The 18389-nt window shown below is 41.6% G+C and carries 8 protein-coding genes and 1 pseudogene; 6 read left to right on the top strand and 3 right to left on the bottom strand.

Annotation, left to right across the window (positions count from 1 at the left end; genetic code table 11):
- Positions 1-33 precede the first annotated feature (33 nt).
- The 6 genes and pseudogenes from NBH01_RS03550 to NBH01_RS03525 all read left to right on the top strand — a co-directional run bounded on the left by NBH01_RS03550 (position 34) and on the right by NBH01_RS03525 (position 11574).
- Entirely contained in the window at positions 34-1284 is a 1251-nt protein-coding gene (locus NBH01_RS03550) for an efflux RND transporter periplasmic adaptor subunit (RefSeq protein WP_250699993.1), read from the top strand.
- Positions 1285-1388: 104 nt separating this feature from the next.
- The gene (locus NBH01_RS03545; RefSeq protein WP_225680048.1) at positions 1389-2063 is read left to right on the top strand and encodes an ABC transporter ATP-binding protein; all 675 of its coding nucleotides are present in this window, start codon (positions 1389-1391) and stop codon (positions 2061-2063) included.
- 17 nt (positions 2064-2080) lie between these two features.
- Positions 2081-4425, top strand: a pseudogene (locus NBH01_RS03540) (ABC transporter permease).
- Between the two features lie 15 nt (positions 4426-4440).
- Positions 4441-6759, top strand: coding sequence for an ABC transporter permease (locus NBH01_RS03535; protein WP_250699992.1), 2319 nt, complete (start codon positions 4441-4443; stop codon positions 6757-6759).
- A gap of 21 nt (positions 6760-6780) precedes the next feature.
- Positions 6781-9189, top strand: a complete 2409-nt coding sequence (locus tag NBH01_RS03530) for an ABC transporter permease (RefSeq protein ID WP_250699991.1) — start codon at positions 6781-6783, stop codon at positions 9187-9189.
- Between the two features lie 27 nt (positions 9190-9216).
- On the top strand, positions 9217-11574 hold the full coding sequence (locus NBH01_RS03525; protein ID WP_250699990.1) for an ABC transporter permease: 2358 nt from the start codon (positions 9217-9219) through the stop codon (positions 11572-11574).
- Positions 11575-11791: 217 nt separating this feature from the next.
- Here the strand turns inward: NBH01_RS03525 and NBH01_RS03520 are convergent, their stop codons facing one another.
- From NBH01_RS03520 to NBH01_RS03510, 3 genes are read right to left on the bottom strand one after another with little or no spacing between them, the layout of a single operon-like run.
- Positions 11792-13114: a BT_3987 domain-containing protein gene (locus NBH01_RS03520; protein ID WP_250699989.1), complete on the bottom strand. Its 1323-nt coding sequence runs from the start codon at positions 13112-13114 to the stop codon at positions 11792-11794.
- 30 nt (positions 13115-13144) lie between these two features.
- Positions 13145-15043 carry a RagB/SusD family nutrient uptake outer membrane protein gene (locus NBH01_RS03515; RefSeq protein WP_062695091.1) on the bottom strand — a complete coding sequence of 633 codons (1899 nt, stop codon included), beginning with the start codon at positions 15041-15043 and terminating at the stop codon, positions 13145-13147.
- Between the two features lie 20 nt (positions 15044-15063).
- Positions 15064-18276: a SusC/RagA family TonB-linked outer membrane protein gene (locus NBH01_RS03510; protein ID WP_055217923.1), complete on the bottom strand. Its 3213-nt coding sequence runs from the start codon at positions 18274-18276 to the stop codon at positions 15064-15066.
- Positions 18277-18389: the final 113 nt, after the last annotated feature.

Here is an 18389-nt window from a genome sequence, read left to right as displayed (position 1 = left end):
AATAAATAAAAATATAAAATACCTGATAAAGTCATGGATATAAAATTAGAAAAGAAACCTTGGTATATTCGGTACAGATACTATCTGATAGGCGGACTTTTGTTTGCTGCCTTTCTGATTTATGTAATTGTTCTGTCATTAGGCCCCCGAAAATTACGTATTGATGCCGAGAATATTCAGATAGCGGAAGTGAAAGAGGATAATTTTATGGAATATGTAGATGTGGAGGGACTGATTCAGCCTATACTGACTATCAAAATCAATACCCGCGAAGCGGGAAGCGTTGAAAGCATCATTGGTGAGGAAGGAAGTCTGCTCCAGCAGGGGGATACCATCATCGTCCTTTCCAATCCGGATCTGCTCCGCAGTATCGAAGACCAGCGTGACGAATGGGAAAAACAAATGATTACTTATCAGGAACAGGAGATTGAGATGGAACAGAAAAGTCTTAATCTGAAGCAGCAGGCTCTGACGAATAATTACGAACTGGAACGACTGAAAAAGAGCATTGCCCTTGATCGGGAAGAGTTTCAGATGGGAGTAAAGAGTAAGGCTCAACTACAAGTAGCCGAAGATGAATATAACTACAAACTAAAAAACGCGGCATTGCAACAAGAAAGCTTGCGACATGACTCTGCCGTTACGATGATTCGTAAAGAACTGATTCGCAATGACCGTGAACGGGAGCGCAAGAAATATGAACGTACTCACGAGCGATTGAATAACCTGGTGGTGACGGCTCCTATAAAAGGGCAACTAAGCTTTGTCAGGGTTACTCCGGGGCAGCAGGTTTCTTCTGGCGAAAGCATTGCCGAAATAAAGGTACTCGATCAATATAAGATACATACTTCGCTAAGTGAATATTACATTGACCGGATCACTACCGGACTGCCTGCTACCGTCAATTATCAGGGAAAGAAATATCCGTTGAAAATAACGAAAGTCGTCCCCGAAGTAAAAGACCGTATGTTTGATGTCGATCTTGTCTTTACCGGTGATATGCCCGATAATGTGAGAGTCGGCAAAAGCTTCCGTGTACAGATTGAATTAGGTCAGCCGGAACGGGCGCTTATTGTTCCACGGGGTAATTTCTATCAGTCTACAGGAGGACAATGGATTTACAAAGTGAATGCTTCGAAGACAAAAGCAATCCGTGTGCCATTAAGTATTGGGCATCAGAATCCGCAGCAGTACGAAATTACAGAAGGTTTACAGACGGGAGATTGGGTAATTACAACAGGATATGATACCTTTGGCGATGCAGAGGAGTTGATATTGAAATAAGGAATATATAATATTATGAAGATAATACGGTTGGTAATTTATTAAGGAATCGATTTATTTCTCATAAAAACGAATAAACACAATAACTTTTAAATATCATAATTATGATCAAGACAATTAATTTGCAGAAGATTTTCAAGACCGAAGAAGTAGAAACTTGGGCGTTGAATAATGTAAGTATCGAGGTGAAGCAAGGAGAGTTCGTTTCCATTATGGGGCCTTCCGGTTGTGGAAAGTCAACATTGCTCAACATTCTTGGTTTATTGGACAATCCGACAGGAGGGGAGTATTACCTCAATGGAACAGAAGTTTCCAAGTACACAGAGTCACAGCGTACCAGCCTTCGTAAAGGAGTGATCGGTTTCGTCTTTCAGAGTTTCAATCTGATAGATGAATTGAATGTCTATGAAAACATTGAATTGCCTCTGCTCTACATGGGTATCTCGGCTTCCGAACGCAAAAAAAGGGTGGAGACTGCTATGGAACGAATGGCTATCACACATCGCAGCAAACACTTCCCGCAACAACTTTCCGGAGGTCAGCAGCAGCGTGTTGCTATTGCCCGTGCAGTAGTTGCCAATCCTAAGCTGATCCTGGCCGATGAGCCTACCGGTAATCTGGATTCAAAGAACGGCAAAGAAGTGATGGGGCTATTGAGTGAACTAAATAAGGAAGGAACCACTATTGTGATGGTAACACACTCACAGCACGATGCCGGTTATGCCGACCGTATCATTAATTTGTTCGACGGACAGGTAGTAACGGAAGTCAGTATGTAATATATTCATAAAGTACCATGATTAAACACTATTTGAAAGTAGCCTTTCGCAATTTGGTAAAGTACAAGACACAGAGCCTTGTCAGTATCATTGGCCTAGCTGTTGGTTTCACTTGTTTTGCGCTGTCTGTCTTATGGATTCGTTATGAAATGACTTATGATACTTTCCATAACGGGGCCGACCGTATCTATATGGTACGTGCGCATTATACTGATTCCCCCAGTAGTACATCCAATGTTACTCCTTACCCTTTGGCGAACTATTTGCAGGAGAAAATGCCGGAGATAGAAGCTACTGCTTCCACTTCCATATATCGGGATATGAAATTCCGTCTGGGAGATAATGAACAGGAAGTAGTAATGGCTACAGCAGATTCTGTTTTCATGAACTTTTTCAATATACGGCTGCTGAAAGGAACAGTCAACTTCCTGAAAGAAAATGATCCGGAAATCGCCATTACGGAAGAGTTTGCCCGAAAGCTTTTCGGCAGTGAAGAGGACGCTTTTGGGAAAGAAGTAGAACTGAGCGGGCGTCCCCGTAAGATAGGCGCCATTGTGAGCGGATGGTCCCGTCATTCCAATATACCGTATAGTGTATTGAGTTCGGCAAGGCGCTATCCACGTTGGAGTAGTAAGGGAGAACAACTGTTTATCCGTGTTCGCGCAGGAGTGGATAGGGATACTTTTCAAAAGAAGATGGAAGACATTGATATCTTGGATATTCCCAAAGAGAGCGAACTTGTGAAGCTTCTGATCACGCCCATTTCGGCTTTGCGTTATTCGGATTATGTTTCTAAAGTAGATGTAGTCATCTCCTTCAGTTATATTTTCTATTTCTCTTTAGCAGGCGGATTGGTCATTATTTGTTCCTTATTCAATTACCTGACGCTTTATATCAGCCGGCTTTGTATGCGTAGTCGTGAAATGGCGCTTCGTAAAGTAAATGGTGCAAGTAATACATCTTTGTCGGTTCAGTTTGCCATTGAACTGTTGTTGATTCTATGTATCGCCCTGCTATGCGGATTGTTGATGATAGAGGTGAGTATGTTCGGCTTCCTGAACTTCACACAGATAGAGACAGGTTCATATTATGGAGAGATCATTGCATATCTTTTGATTGTAATCATTCTGTCTTTCCTGTTGGCACAGATGCCGTTATCTTATTTTCGTCGTCGGACATTGCAGGAAGCGATAAAAGGAAAAGTGGTAGCTACCAGACCTTATTTGTTTCGTAAGATAGGAATTATCATGCAGTTAGTTGTCAGTCTTGCTTTTATCTTCTGTGCGGCTGTTATGATGAAGCAACTCTATTTTCTGAAAAATACGGACTTAGGAATGGAACGTCATAATGTCGGTAATGTAGCCTTGTGGAATGGAGATATAAAGCAATGGGCGGGGAAGATAGCTGCTTTGCCCATGGTGACAGAGACTTTGCCCCTTCGTATTTCCCGATTATTCCTACAGGACCGATGATGTATGCCGAAATAAACAACTGGGATGATTCGCCGAAAGCGGTTGAAGAACCTTTAACTGTTGGTATGATGCCTGCTAAAGAAGAATTCTTTGAATTCTATAAATTGAATTTATTGGAAGGCGAGTTTATATCGGACAAGAATCAAGAAAATGAAGTAGTGATAGATGAAAATACATGCCGTAAATTTGGATGGAAACGGGCTTTGGGCAAAAGTTTCTATCATGAATATAATGGTCAGCGTAGCTTATATAAGGTTGTCGGAGTAGTCAGGAACTTTAGCTATCGTTCTCCTACGAGTGAACCGGGACTGATTGCTTTTCAGCATCCTAAAGCGCAAGATTATCTGTTGAATCGTGCCAGCATTCTGTTTAAATTTAGAGAGGGCACTTGGAATGAATGTCGTGCGACTATAGAGAAACTATACAGAGAGGAATTTCCAAATGCTTATATGCGATTGTTCAATGAAGAAGAAGAATATAACAAGTACCTCCGTTCCGAAGATGCACTGATGAAATTATTGAGTTTTGTATCATTGGTTTGCGTCATTATTTCTGTATTCGGAGTCTTCTCATTGGTAACGCTGTCTTGTGAACAGCGTCAGAAAGAGATTGCTATACGTAAGGTGAACGGAGCGCAAATCCATCATATCCTGCAGATGTTCTTCCGGGAATATTTATTGTTATTGATCATAGCTGCTGTTATTGCATTCCCTGCAGGATATGTTGTAATGAGGAGATGGATCGACAGCTACGTGAGACAAACATCGATAGATAGCTGGGTATATATAAGCATCTTTGTTGTGATAGCTATTATTCTTTTGCTTAGCATCATTTGGAGAGTATGGAAAGCTGCCCGGCAGAATCCGGCAGAAATTATCAAGAGTGAATAACATAAACACAATGTCATGATATATCATTATTTAAAAATAGCTTTTCGCAATCTGATCAAGTATAAGACGCAGAGTATTGTAAGTATAGTCGGCTTGGCAATTGGTTTCACCTGTTTTGCATTGTCTGCCTTATGGATACGTTATGAAATGACATACGATACGTTTCATGAAGGGGCGGAACGCATCTACTTGGCCGGTAACAAGTTTGAATTGCAGGGGGATGGATTCTCTTATTTTTCTCCTAATTTATTGGCTGATTATATAAAAACAAATTGTCCGGAAGTAGAGAAGGTATGCCATATCCGTTATGATTCGAGCAGAAAACCGATGAAATGTAAAGATACAGAATACAAGATGTTACAGATGGAAATTGATTCCAGTTTTATTTCGATGTTCAATATTAGTGTGTTAGATGGAAAAAGTCGTTTAATATTAGATAAAAATGAAATAGCCATTACAGAGGAGATAGCAAAACAGATTTTTGGAAAAGAAAATCCGATAGGTAAACAATTACTCTTTCCGCAAAGTAATAATTCAGAAAAAACTATTGTGGCGATTGTAAAGTCATGGAAAGGGCATTCTTTACTTCCTTTTGATATTTTATTGTCCTATGAACCTGATGATCTCAATTGGAATAGATCAGAATGCCAAACTTTTTTACGTGTCTATCCTGATAGTGATATAAAAGTACTGGAACAGAGACTGACAAACTACGAGATAGAACAAGATTCACATAAATGGTTAAGATCAACGCCAATTGCTTTATTGTCAACATTGAGAAGTACTCACCCAAGGGAGGATGTAAATGTCAAGTTGAATCATGTTCGTCTTTTTGCCTGTATGGGTGCTTTGGTTATTATTTGTGGATTGTGCAACTATTTAACGATGCTTGTTACTCGTATCCGAATGCGTAAACGTGAATTGGCATTACGAAAAGTAAATGGAGCTTCTAATGCGAATTTGCTATCGTTACTACTTTCGGAACTGGCCTTGATACTTGTTCTTTCTGCAGGGATAGGTGCTATGTTAATGGAGTTGATTCTGCCTGTTTTTAAATATTTATCTCAAATAAATGAGAATACTTCGTTTTTTTATAGCGAAGTACTGATTTATATCTTGTCTTTGATTGTAATCACTGTAGGCATTGCTGCTGTGCTTATACACTATATCAATAAGCAGACTTTACTTGAAAATATCAGGCAAAAGTCAAATCTTCATCTTTCCGGTTGGCTTTATAAAAGCAGTATTCTGTTGCAACTCTTTGTTAGTATTGGCTTTATTTTCTGTACTTTTGTTATGATGAAGCAATTAAACTTTCTACAGAATTCAAGAGAACTGGGCCTTGAACGTCATAATGTAGGAGTGATTGCCCATGCTTTAGGCTGTGAGAGTGCCGCGGTAAAACAGATAGTAGATCAGATACCTGATATCACAGAACATTTGGAGGGATTCTATACCCCGATTCCAAAAATGTTATATTCTACTTTTAAAGTGTGTGATTGGGAAGGGAAGTCAGATGAGGAGCAAAGTTTCAATATAGAAGATGAAACTATAAATCAGGATTTTGTCGATTTTTTCCATATCGAGGTTTTAGAAGGTAGCATACCGGATGAGAAAGATGAAAAAGGAACAGTTGTCATTAATGAGGCTGCTGTAAAGGCTTTTGGATGGAACGAACCGATAGGAAAAGAGTTTAACGAGGAATATAAAGTAAAAGGTGTTATCAAAGATATGTATTATAATGCTCCCATACATCCGGTGGCTCCCGCTATGTTTTCTTTGCAAAAAGGTCGTGAAAATGGACATATTATTTTTAAAGTAAAGGAAGGCACATGGAATAAAGTATCACAGAAATTGTATGAGGAGGTGAATAAGGTTAATCCTAATGCGATAGTAGATTTGGTAAATATGGGAGATACCTACAATGAATACATGAAGTCAGAAAACACATTAAGCAAGTTATTGAGTGTTGTTTCTCTTATCTGTATAGTGATTGCCGTATTTGGTATATTCTCCTTAGTGACTTTATCATGCGAACATCGTCGAAAGGAGATTGCCATTCGGAAAGTAAACGGTGCAAGTGTTAAAGTTATTTTGAACTTATTCTTTAAAGAGTATTTGATTTTACTTGTCATAGCGTCATTCATGGCCTTTCCATTAAGTTACCTTATCATGAAACACTGGCTCGAAGGATATGTAAAGCAGACGCCGATAAATCTTTGGATATATGGAAGCATATTTGCAGGTATGTTACTTATAATATTCCTTAGCATCATCTGGAGAGTATGGAAAGCTGCCCGACAGAATCCGGCGGAAGTAATCAAAAGTGAATAACATCCTTATTATAAAAGCAATATGAAGAACCAATTATCTGCTATCAGGACTTTATCCCGTTTCAGAACATACACGATGATCAATATTATCGGGCTTGCAGTCAGTGTGGCTGCAACGCTGATAATTGTACGCTATATCCATCAGGAGATAACAGTTGACCATTTCTGTAAGGACCTGGACCGATTGTACTTGCTGACTATTCAAAAGAGTAATGGCAGCATTTCGATCGCAGATAATACAGACAGGAATAATGATCCTAATTTTATAGACCCTTTAAAGAATCCGGAAGTAGAAGCATATTCTTATAGTGTTTCTTTTGACGATGATTATATTGTAGTCGATAATCACCGTTACCGGGCCAATGTTTTGGTAACTGATAGCTTGCTTTTGCAGTTGATGGACTATCCGATAGTTTCGGGAATTAAAGCTATTCAGAAACCGGATGATGCAATTATTACCCGGAAATATGCCCGGCATATTTTTGGTGACGAAGATCCGATAGGGAAACAATTAACTTCATCATCAGGTTCTGTACTTACCATTCGTGGCATTATGGATGAACCGAGTACCAAGGCATCTTTGCAATTCGACCTGATAGCTCCGGTGAATCAGGGGAAATATGCAGACTGGAGTCGGGTGGGATTCTGCATGGTCCGGCTGGCAAACGGAACAGATCTGAAAAAGTATAATGAAAAGATTTCCAAGCCACAGTCATTAATATGTTACAGTCATTCCCCTATACAGTATGGGCTTACTCCCTTGAAAGGATTGTATTTCAATAAGATTGTCGAACCTTCGGGAACTTCTTTTTTGCGAGGGAATATCAACCATGTGATGATTTTGACTGTAGTGGCTTGTATGTTGTTGTTGGTGGGAGTCTTTAATTTTATCAATATCTACACAGTTATCGTTCTAAAGCGGGCACGTGAGTTTGGTGTAAAAAAAGTATATGGTGCGAGCGGCTTTCAGATATTTACCCAGATTTATGTAGAGAATATATATATGGTGGCAGCCGCCTTGCTTATCATCTGGATGCTGATCGAAACTTCAGCCGGGATATTCGCCTCGGTATATGCAATTCCTGTAAAACCGGATATCGCTTTTGATCTGTCGCTGTCTCTCATTTTATTATTCGTGTTGCCGTTGGTGACGTCTGTCTTTCCTTTCTTACGTTACAACTATTCTTCTCCGATCACCTCTTTACGTTCTGTAAATGCCGGAGGAAATTCAATTGTTTCCCGTGTAGTATTCTTATTTATTCAATATGTCATTACGTTCATTCTGATAGTAGTCGCACTATTTTTTGTTCGCCAGTTGTACACAATGTTGAATGCGGATTTAGGATATCAGGCAAAGAATATCATTTCATGCCAGTTCCTGTCATTCGAGACACAAAACAGAAGATATGCAAATGATGAAGAATGGCAGAAAGAACGTGACTTGGAGCGGCATAAGGTACAGGTTATTAAACAAAAGATGGATGCATGCCCTTTATTCATTTCATGGGGATATGGTGAAGCACCTATCAATCTGGAACCATACGTCAATGTGGAGAGTAACGGAGAGAAACATAAAATGGCTATCATGTATGTTAATAATAATTACATGGATATGTTTGGCCTGAAGCTGAAAGAAGGAAGAACGTGGAATGATAAGGACCAGTTTGCCCAATATAAAATGATGATAAATGAAACAGCCAGAAAGCTCTTCCAGATAAAAGATATTAATGAAGCTTCACTGCAAACTGAGTCCCGTCTATGGTGGAGTGTGGGGACAGATGAAAGTAAAAATCCTGCTTATCAGGTAGTAGGTGTGATAGAAGACTTCCGGACCGGACACTTATCCATGGGGGATGCACCACTGGCTATTCTGTATGATGAAGGAGAAAACCCTACCGAACCTTTAATGGCTAAAATAGCCGAAGGTAAACGCAAGGAAGCCGTTCAATTCTTGAAGGAACTACACAACGAAGTAATGGGTGAGGGGGAGTTCAATTATTCCTTTGTCGAAGATGAAGTTGAAAAGCTGTACGATGATGACAAGAGAACGACCCGCATCTACGTCACCTTTGCCGGATTGGCTATCTGCGTTTCCTGTCTCGGACTGTTCGGATTGTCATTGTATGACATTCGTCAGCGCTATAGAGAAATTGCATTGCGTAAAGTGAACGGAGCTACAGGCAAACAGATCACTTTGTTATTGGTCAGGAAGTATCTATCTATTTTGGGAGCCGCCTTTGTTGTCGCTATTCCTTTGGTTTATTATATTATTAATGACTATACCAAAGACTTTGCGGTGAAAGCTCCGATAGGAGCAGGGATTTTTGTGACAGGCTTCATCCTTAGCTTGCTTATCTCACTGGGTACATTACTCTGGCAGGTACGCAAAGCTGTCCGCATCAATCCGGCATTGATCATGAAGAACGAATAAGATTAAAAACGACTAAGATTACAACGAATGGAACGAACTGCTATGGAAAACCTCGTACTATTAAAACTTATATTCAGAAACTGGTGGCGCAATAAACTTTTTGCGGTCATCTCTTTGGTTAGTCTTGTGGTCGGTATTTCCTGTACCAATCTTCTGATTTCGTTTGTCATCCATGAATATACGATAGAAGGGGAAAATCCAAAGAAAGACCGTATCCTGCGTCTGACCCAGCAACTACCATCCATGCAGAGCACCGGACAAGTATCATTTGTCTACGGAGGATCGGTTGCCGGAACGATAGCTCCGTTTCCGGAGATTGAATCTTATCTCCGGCTGACCGAGAAGGAGGCAACTCATATCGAAATTGAGAACCAGCGCTTCCCTCAACAGGTCATTGTTGAGGCCGACAGTTCTTTCTGCCGTTTTTTTCCGTACCAGATATTGTCCGGTAATATGAAAGAAGCCTTGACCAAGCCGGACTGTATTGCTTTGAGTGAAGAAAAAGCCATGCAATACTTCGGGAAGATCGATTGTATCGGGCGGGAACTGTCTTTGGTATATGGAGATAAAGTTGAAATGAAAAGGGTATCTGCTGTATATCAGTTTTATGCGCAGTCAGCCCTACGTATTGATTTGCTCGGTAATTCTCAGAACCTGCAGGAAGAAGGAACTTCCTGTATGATTCTTCTCAAAGAACGGACTGACGTGTCAGCCTTTCGCGAACGTTTTGAGTCAACAGAACTGCCTACAGTGACAGGTCCCGGAAATTATAAACTTCAGACATTGCAAGAATCCTACTTCGACACAAAACTGGCTGATTCCGTGAAAACATTCAGTCACCGGCAGATCGCTTTATTGAGTATCGGTTTATTATCAGCCTTTCTGGTCTTATTCATCGCTTGCTTCAATTACCTAAACCTAAGCTTTTCGCGCCTGCTGAAACAAGTAAACATGATTCATGTAGAGACATTAATGGGAGCTTCTCATTCATATATTTGCCGGCAACTTTTTATCGATACATTCCTTACTGTATTTATCGCTTTCATCCTTTCCATTCTTGTAATGGGGGACATACTTTCTCTTTTCAATTACTTTTTTGATGCCCGTCTGACTTTCGGTTTCATTCTTTCATGGAAAGTCTTTCCATTTATCCTTCTGTTTGTTTTTCTTTTGGCCATTATACCGGCCACCTATATGGCGAAGAAACTGAACCGCATTTCTATCAGCGGATATCGGCAATTCTTTCAAGGGAGAAAAAGAAGAAGACTGGTAGCGATCCTTGTAGGCGTGCAAATGGTTATCTCCATCGGATTGATGACTGCCTTTATGATGATACGCTCTCAGCTTTCAACCATAGAAGGGCAGGGTGAACGCTTTAAAGAAGTAATAATCTTAGGTAATGAGGGGACTGCCCTGACTATCCCTTTATATAATGACATTAAAAAACTGTCCGGCATCCAAACTGCCCTGTTATCCAAAGGGCGGATAACGAGTCCTTTTAATATCATCGTTCCACTAAACAGGAACGGGCAGGAAGTAATGGTAAATAAAGTTTTATTGACCGAGAACTATGAACTGCTGGACTTATTCAACATAGAACTTCTCGAACCGGAACGAACGAAGGATTTATTTTCCAAGGTACCCCATCCGGTAGTTGTTAATGAAGCCTTTGTACAGTTCTTTGTACCGGCAGGAGAAGATCCGGTGGGGCGGACCTTAAGCAAATATGCGCAGGACAACGCCGGTGAAGGAACTATTATCGGTGTGTGTAGAGATTTCAGACTGACTTCTTTCAACTCTGCCATTACTCCGATGCAGATTATTCTTCAAGAGATTCCGGTCGATCAGGCAACCTACCTGTCTTGTCGTATAGATGAGAGCAGACGCAATGAGATAGTAAAAAATCTCCGGTTGCTGTGGGAGAAACACGAGCCGAGACATTCTTTTGTTTACATAGACGCCTATCAGCAATATATATCCAACAATACAGATATGGTGAATTTCTCCCGATTATTACTGGCTTATGCTATAATCAGTTTATTCCTGACACTTTTTGGTATCTTTGGAATTACATGGTATGCGGTAGAACAACGAAAAAGAGAAATTGCGATTCGTAAAGTACACGGTGCCTCTTCCCGACAAATTCTATTGTTGTTGAATCGTCCGTTCTTCTATTATATTCTGATAGCCGACATGATCGCTATTCCTATCGTATATGTCTTGATGAAACGGTGGAGGGAACAGTTTGTGTATCCTGCGGATTGGGGAATAGAAGTATTTATAGTACCTGTCGTCTTATTGATGCTTGTAACGTTTGTCACAGTTGTCCTTAACGGATATCATACGGCATTAAGTAATCCGACTGAGACTATTAAAACGGAATGATCATTATGAATATGTAGTTCTTCAGTATCCAGTTTCTAAGAAGATAAAACGTTCTTCTTTTGCCATTGACTTTGAAGTTAATCAACCGTTGGAAAAACAGGAAAGGTGGCATCGGACAAAATAAAAAGCTACTCTCTTTGGGGGGAAGAGAGTAGCTTAACTTTAAGATGCACTATAGAGTGCACTTGCTATAAAATACCTATCGAATGCTCATGTGTCAGTTAATAATGGTGCTCTTGACATCTAGTTCTCTGATAGCAGCGACAGTACTGTTTCCTCCGTCATCGGGAATCGTGAGTCTGATGTAGCGTGCTTTGATCGATTTTACATAATATTCCAGGGCAGTATCCTGATTCGTGAATCCGAATCTGCCGATAGGAGTCCAGTTCACGTTATCTTCACTAGCCGCAAACTCGACCACTTTGATAGGATTGTTTGAACCTCTGCCGCGCGGAAGCAATTCCACCTGTGCTATTTGTATGTTTTGCTTCATATCTATTACAATATCATACGGTAGCGGGTCGCTTCCACCTTGCCATTTGGCATGCCAGAATGTTTCGGTGTCTCCGTCTATCAGACATTTGGCTAATCCATTGCCGGCTCCTTCTCCCGAAGCTTCCTGTGTCGTAAAGGACAGAACTTCCCAGTTGCTTTTTGATATTTTCGTTCCTTCTTTTATGATGCAGAATCCTGTGTAGGTGTCTTTATCCGCACGGATAGTGGCATCGGAAGTAACTTCGCCTATTTGCACAGGAAGCATATAATTTCCCGGAAGAATGTTATCTTTCAGCTTGTAACTGACTGTGGTCTGATCAACCCCCTGAGACAATGACGGGGATTCGGGTTTGGTATAACACTCTGCCGGCAGAAGACTGAAATAAGTCTGATTGGCACTGTTGTACGTATCTACTACCGACTGGTTGTTGACTAATGTACAGTTGATGTTCCATTTATTGCTAAAAGGTACTCCAATGGTAATCGGCAACTCTTTTACATTGTCGACGTTGATCTCCTGTATACCATCGTTTATGATAGTTACAATGGGTTCGGAAACTTTAAATCCCAGCAGAAGGGTGGAACGGTCGGGATTCAACTTCTCTCCTGTAGTGCTTGCCTTGAGTGGGAGAATGTATCGAACATTGTCATAGCCGCACAACGCATGAATCTTTGTCGGGTCGTATACGATAGTGCCTTTTGCCAGTCTGTCATCGGCAGATACGTTAACCGTTGTGTTAGTCATTTGATAACAATCTTCCGGAAGTATCTGGTAACTGGTTCCGTCGGCAGTATTGAGTGAGTCGAGCAAGCCTTTGTCTACGGTGAAGGTGACGGTACTGTTGTTCAGTTCCAGCCCCCCGTGTTGTATCCATAAGTCAGCATTGTATTTTTCTCCTACATTATACGATTGCAGAATAGTCAGTCCGTTTTCAGACAATGACAGAATCCCTTCGGATGTATTGCTCGTATCAAAGGTTTCATCACAACCGATAATAGAGAGAGTGATGCAACCTGATATTAGTATATAACTTATTTTTCTCATAATGTTCATTGATTTATTGTGCTTATACAATTACCAGCCCGGATTCTGGACGAGGTTTTGTGTCTTTCTCATTTCATGATCCGGTATTGGCTGTAAGTACATCTTTCTATTGAATACAATTTTTTCAGTTTCCACTACACGGTTGAACTCTTCAGTATCATTAATAGTTCCCCGTACATTCATACCGTGTGCATATCCGTTCTGGCGTCCTTCACCGTCTTTGTCGGCAATCATCCATCGGCGTACATCGAAATAACGTTGACCTTCCGTTGCCAGTTCAATCTGGCGTTCGCGCTGAATGGCTGCTCTTTGCAATTCTTTATTACCGACGATACCGGGATTCAGTACTTCTATTTTCGGTAAACCTGCCCGTTCGCGTACGAGGTTCAGATAAGTCAGTACGCGTGAGTCGCTCGGATTTACTTCGTTGGCAACTTCTGCATATATCAGATAGAAATCCGCCAGACGGAAGATTATGGAAGGGCGGTTCTGACTGGTTACCCCCGGGCTGGTTTTGCTGATTGACCGGTTGAAGCGCTTGAAAAGCATATATCCGGTTGTAGTGGCGTGTCCTTCCTGAACGCCTGCATTACCTCCATTGTAGAATTGGACTTGTTTGCAGGTGACAGGCCATTGGCGTCCGTTAAAGAATACAGTATTGTAAAAACGTGCTTCACGATTCAGATAGCGGTTGCTGACTGTAACGTTGGTGTAGTTCTTAGAGTATTTTCCGTCATTCTTATCCTTGTAAGTTCCATAACCATCTTCTTTATAAAGTGTTGATTTCGGCAGATAGTCGGTTTCCTTGATGGGAAGTCCGTCGTTCATATAGAATGCATCTACCAGCTCTTGCGTTACTCCGGTCGAACCTAAACCGTTCTTTTCGCAACGAGGGACGATTCTTCGGTCGAATGCATCGCCATCCAGACCTCCCCAGTCGTTGTTGGCGGTACCCCAGATGATTTCTTTGTTGTATTTTTGGAAGAGATTGTAAACTGAGGCATCTACGTCTAGAAGCTGCTCACCGGTGCTGCTTGTTGTATATTCTTTATACAGTTCGTAGCGGTTTCCGGTTTCTGCATAATCAATAAAGTCTTTGCAAGCGCTTAATGCTGTATTCCATTTGTTGTCATCACGATCGGGGAAGAGTCTTGTACCGTCCGGGTTGGTCAGAGACAGCGCTTCTCTGTATCCACCGTTGAGAAGAGGACTGGCTGCATATAGCCACAATTTGGCACGTACTGCTAATGCGACACCTTTGGTGGGCCATACACGGTAAGATTCATTCTCGTGCATCGGTTCCTGTGGTAGTTCATTGGCTACTTCACGTAGTTCTTGATCGATATACTCTATTACTTCATCTACAGTATTTCTTGGAACGTCCTGAGTCTCTGTTGCCTCGTACACTTTATCTTTTACGAGGATGATGGGACCGTATTGTTCAAACAGAAGATAATTGTAAAACGCACGCATGAAGCGTACGTTGGCACGCATCTCGTTCAGTTCATCTTCTTCCAGTCTGTCGCCTTGCGTACCGCTGGTTGTAATCACATGAGCTTTCTCCAGAAAAATGTTAGCCTGCCGGATGTATTTATAGCAGTCGCCATAGCGGTGAAAACCAGCGGTTGCCGCATTCTTGTCCGAGTTGTTGCCCTTTGCGGCATTTCCATAACCTACTACCAGTTCATCGCAGATTGCAGCCCACGGATTTTTAAAAGCACCTACATTCAGGCTGTTTATTCCCGAATAGTCGGGGATTCCTGCAAAGACATTGGCATACCATCGTTTGGTATAGGATACGTTTTCAAATATCTGATCTGTATTTTGCAAGCCTCCTGACATTTGGTCCGAAACAGCCAGATAATCGCATGAACTGACGGAGAAGAATAATCCCATCAGCATCATATATATGTGACTTTTACTTTTCATATTTTTATCTTTTATGGTTTTTAGAATGTAAAATCAAGTCCGATTGTGTAGGTTCGCGGCAGCGGATAGTTAAGTCCGGCATTCGCATTTCCGGCTTCCGGATCGAAATATTTGATATGATCCCATACTGCCAGATTATATCCCATCAAATAGATACGGGCAGCCTCGAAGCCGATTTTGCTTAAGAATTTCTTAGGTATCTGATAGCCGATTTCAATATTTTTCAATCGGAGGAAAGAGCCGTCGCGCAGCCACCACGTGCTGGCAACCCGGTTATTGGCATTGTTAGCATTGTTCTTATGCAGGCGGGGAATGATTACATCCTGACTTGGATTATTCTCTGTCCAGCGGTTTAATGCAAAGGTACGATAGTTGGACTGGTCTACACCCCATGAGAACGGGTACCATCCTTCGGAAGTCTTTCCACCCAATAATACAGAAGTGTTTCCTGCTCCTTGAAAGAAGATGCTGGCATATATTCCTTTATATTCGGCATTTAAACCGAATCCGTAGATGATTTCCGGAGTTTCCGGATGGCCGATTCCTCGTACACGGTCATAAGAGTCGATGATTCCGTCTCCATTAACATCCGTATATTTGATATCGCCGGGGCCAAGGAGTCCGCTTAAGGTTGGTTGTGGAATTTCCGAGCGGAGTTTATAAGTCTTCAGACCGTTAGCATTGGTGCTTACGGTAAAGTCGTCTTCGGTATAAAGTCGTTCTGCGATATAATAGAGGTTATCTTTATCACTGACACGTTTGCCTGTAATAGCCTGGTAATCATACTTTGGAGGAAGTTCATCAAATTCCAGAATTTTGTTGCGGGTAAATGTAAACGTACCCCTTGCACTAAGTTTTACCTTGCCTATATTTTGGTGAGCGTTCACAGACATGTCAACACCTCTGTTGCGAACCTTACCGAAGTTTTGCCACGGATCGTCTCTCAGACCGCCAAGTTGGGGAACAGTCTGACGTTGCAGCAGAATCTGGCTTCTGGTAGAATCGAAGTAATCAAAGATGATTTCAAGACGGTTGTCAAACAAGCCGATATCGAAACCGTAGTTTTGTTTGTCTTCTACTTCCCATCCTAAGTAAGGAGCTGCAAAACGTCCTTCTATGATACCGTTGCCGATACCGTTCAGACCGCCTCCGGTATCATTGTAACCTTGCGTAAAACCTCCGGCATCCATTTTGTAGGTTGGACGGTACAAGAAACGGGTTCCTCCTGTGTTGTCGTTACCGGCACGTCCTACAGAGGCTCTTAATTTGAGTTTGGGGACATACTTTTTGATCACTTCCGGGTAGAAAGACTCATTGGAAATGTAGTAGGCAAGACCTACTGCCGGGAAGAAACCAAAACGGTTGCCCGAAGCAAATGCTTCCGAACCGGTGTATCCGAAGTTGCCTTCAATGAAATAGCGTCCGCCGTAACCGTAAGTTAAACGTCCTACCAGACCTTGCTTACGATAGGGAAGTGCTACATTGTGATATTGGGTTTCCTTTTGCATGTACAATAGCATGGCACCTACTTCGTGCTGGTCGAACGTACGTTTATAGTTGATGGCAGCATCTATGTAAATCTTCTTGGTTGCGCTTGTCGCACTATTCTTAGGGTCCTGCAATTCAGGGTTTCCGGACACGACTGTGGCAAATAATAGATTGCCGTTTTCGTCGCGTCCCGTAGCATGATATCTTGTCGGATTATATTCACGGCGAACGATCATTTCACTATCATAGTCATAACTTGCGTTCAGGCGTACAGACAAACCTTTGGTGATAAAATCCAGTTTCTGGTCTACATAAACTTTGGATTGAATGGCAGTACGGTATTCTTTGGCGTATCCGGAGTTCATCAATAAGTTGTACGGGTTGCGCATGTTAGCGTCACGTTCCTGTGAGTAGGTTGAAACAGTACCATCACTGTATACAGCCGGAAATGTATATGGAGGAGTAATCAGCATGGAACGGAATATATTGGCAGTTCCTGTTCCCGGATAATTATTAACCAGATACTGAAGTGCGAGGTCAACTCCTACAGTTGTAGTGCTTGATACGTTCATATCAATATTTGAACGAAGATTGATACGGTCGATGCCGATGTTTGTATTATATTGTTTGGTAGGACTTCCTTTGAAAATACCACTTTCGTTGTAATATGCTGCCGAAACAAAGTATTTTGCTTTTTCTGTACCTCCACGTACATTCAAGGTATATCTGTGTGTGAATGTGTTTTTACGTAACATTTTGTCGATCCAGTTGGTATTTGGATATAGGTCCGGATCGTCATTGTTCCGGTAATGTGCAATTAAGTCATCCGAAAACTGCGGTAATTCCCCATCATTATGGAGTGCTTCGTTGAACAGGTCCAGGTAGTCGGCCGAACCAACGAATTCGGGAAGACGGGTAGGGGAAGAAATGGTGTGTTCTGTCTTGAATGAAATCTTAGCCTTTTCTACACGTCCGCGTTTGGTAGTGACAAGTACTACACCATTGGCTCCCTCGGCACCATAAATGGCTGTTGCAGCGGCATCCTTCAAAACCGAAAACGTTTCGATTTCGTCGGGTTCAATGTCACTCATGCTTCTGGGTACACCGTCCACAAGTACCAGCGGAGATGTACCACCCGCAAAGGTACTTACGCCTCGAATCCAAAACTCTGCGTTATCATATCCGGGTTCACCCGAACGTTGTACCGCAATCAAACCGGCGACTTGTCCGGCAAGACTGTTATTCAGGCTTCGCGAAGGGACAACGATATCCTTTGGTTTGATGGAACTCATAGAAACGACTACGCTTTCCTTTTTCTGCTGTCCGTAGCCGACTACTACAACTTCATCCAGCGCTTTGGAGTCTTCGTTCAACATCACATTGATGTTGCGGCGTCCTTTTACTTTTATTTCTTCGGTTACGTATCCAAGGTATGATACTTGCAAAATAGCATTGTCGGAAGGAACCATAATCTGATAACGTCCTTCTACATCGGTTATTGCTCCGACGTTTGATTGTCCTTTTACTACAACATTGGCTCCGATGATAGATTCTCCTTTGCTGTCTGTTACTACTCCTGTTATTTTAATCTTATTTTGTTGCGTTGTTTCTGAACTCTCTATGCCATTCATCGGCTTTTCCGCATTGCCGGCATTTATGAGTGGAGAAAAACATAAAGAAAAGAACAGAACACCGATTCGCGCGGTTGTGTGTACTTTGTTTGAAGTAAATAAAATGTTTTTCATAATTTTGATTTTAAAATAATAACTAGTTTACCGGTTTTGTTTGTAAACGATAGGGATGGTAAATCATAATACTGTAATATTTCCATAGGCATTGATTGTGTGTTGATTTTTGA

The organism is Bacteroides sp. B1-V-101 (assembly GCF_023656585.1).
In the GTDB taxonomy this organism is placed as follows: domain Bacteria; phylum Bacteroidota; class Bacteroidia; order Bacteroidales; family Bacteroidaceae; genus Bacteroides; species Bacteroides thetaiotaomicron.
Note: the sequence above shows the minus strand (reverse complement) of the source record. Positions and strands in the feature narration are given on the sequence as shown.

What these genes read in the sequence shown, in the direction of transcription:
- NBH01_RS03550 (WP_250699993.1), top strand. Translation starts at nt 34, where the DNA reads ATGGATATAAAATTAGAAAAGAAACCTTGGTATATTCGGTACAGATAC.
- NBH01_RS03545 (WP_225680048.1), top strand. Translation starts at nt 1,389, where the DNA reads ATGATCAAGACAATTAATTTGCAGAAGATTTTCAAGACCGAAGAAGTA.
- NBH01_RS03535 (WP_250699992.1), top strand. Translation starts at nt 4,441, where the DNA reads ATGATATATCATTATTTAAAAATAGCTTTTCGCAATCTGATCAAGTAT.
- NBH01_RS03530 (WP_250699991.1), top strand. Translation starts at nt 6,781, where the DNA reads ATGAAGAACCAATTATCTGCTATCAGGACTTTATCCCGTTTCAGAACA.
- NBH01_RS03525 (WP_250699990.1), top strand. Translation starts at nt 9,217, where the DNA reads ATGGAACGAACTGCTATGGAAAACCTCGTACTATTAAAACTTATATTC.
- NBH01_RS03520 (WP_250699989.1), bottom strand. Translation starts at nt 13,114, where the DNA reads ATGAGAAAAATAAGTTATATACTAATATCAGGTTGCATCACTCTCTCT.
- NBH01_RS03515 (WP_062695091.1), bottom strand. Translation starts at nt 15,043, where the DNA reads ATGAAAAGTAAAAGTCACATATATATGATGCTGATGGGATTATTCTTC.
- NBH01_RS03510 (WP_055217923.1), bottom strand. Translation starts at nt 18,276, where the DNA reads ATGAAAAACATTTTATTTACTTCAAACAAAGTACACACAACCGCGCGA.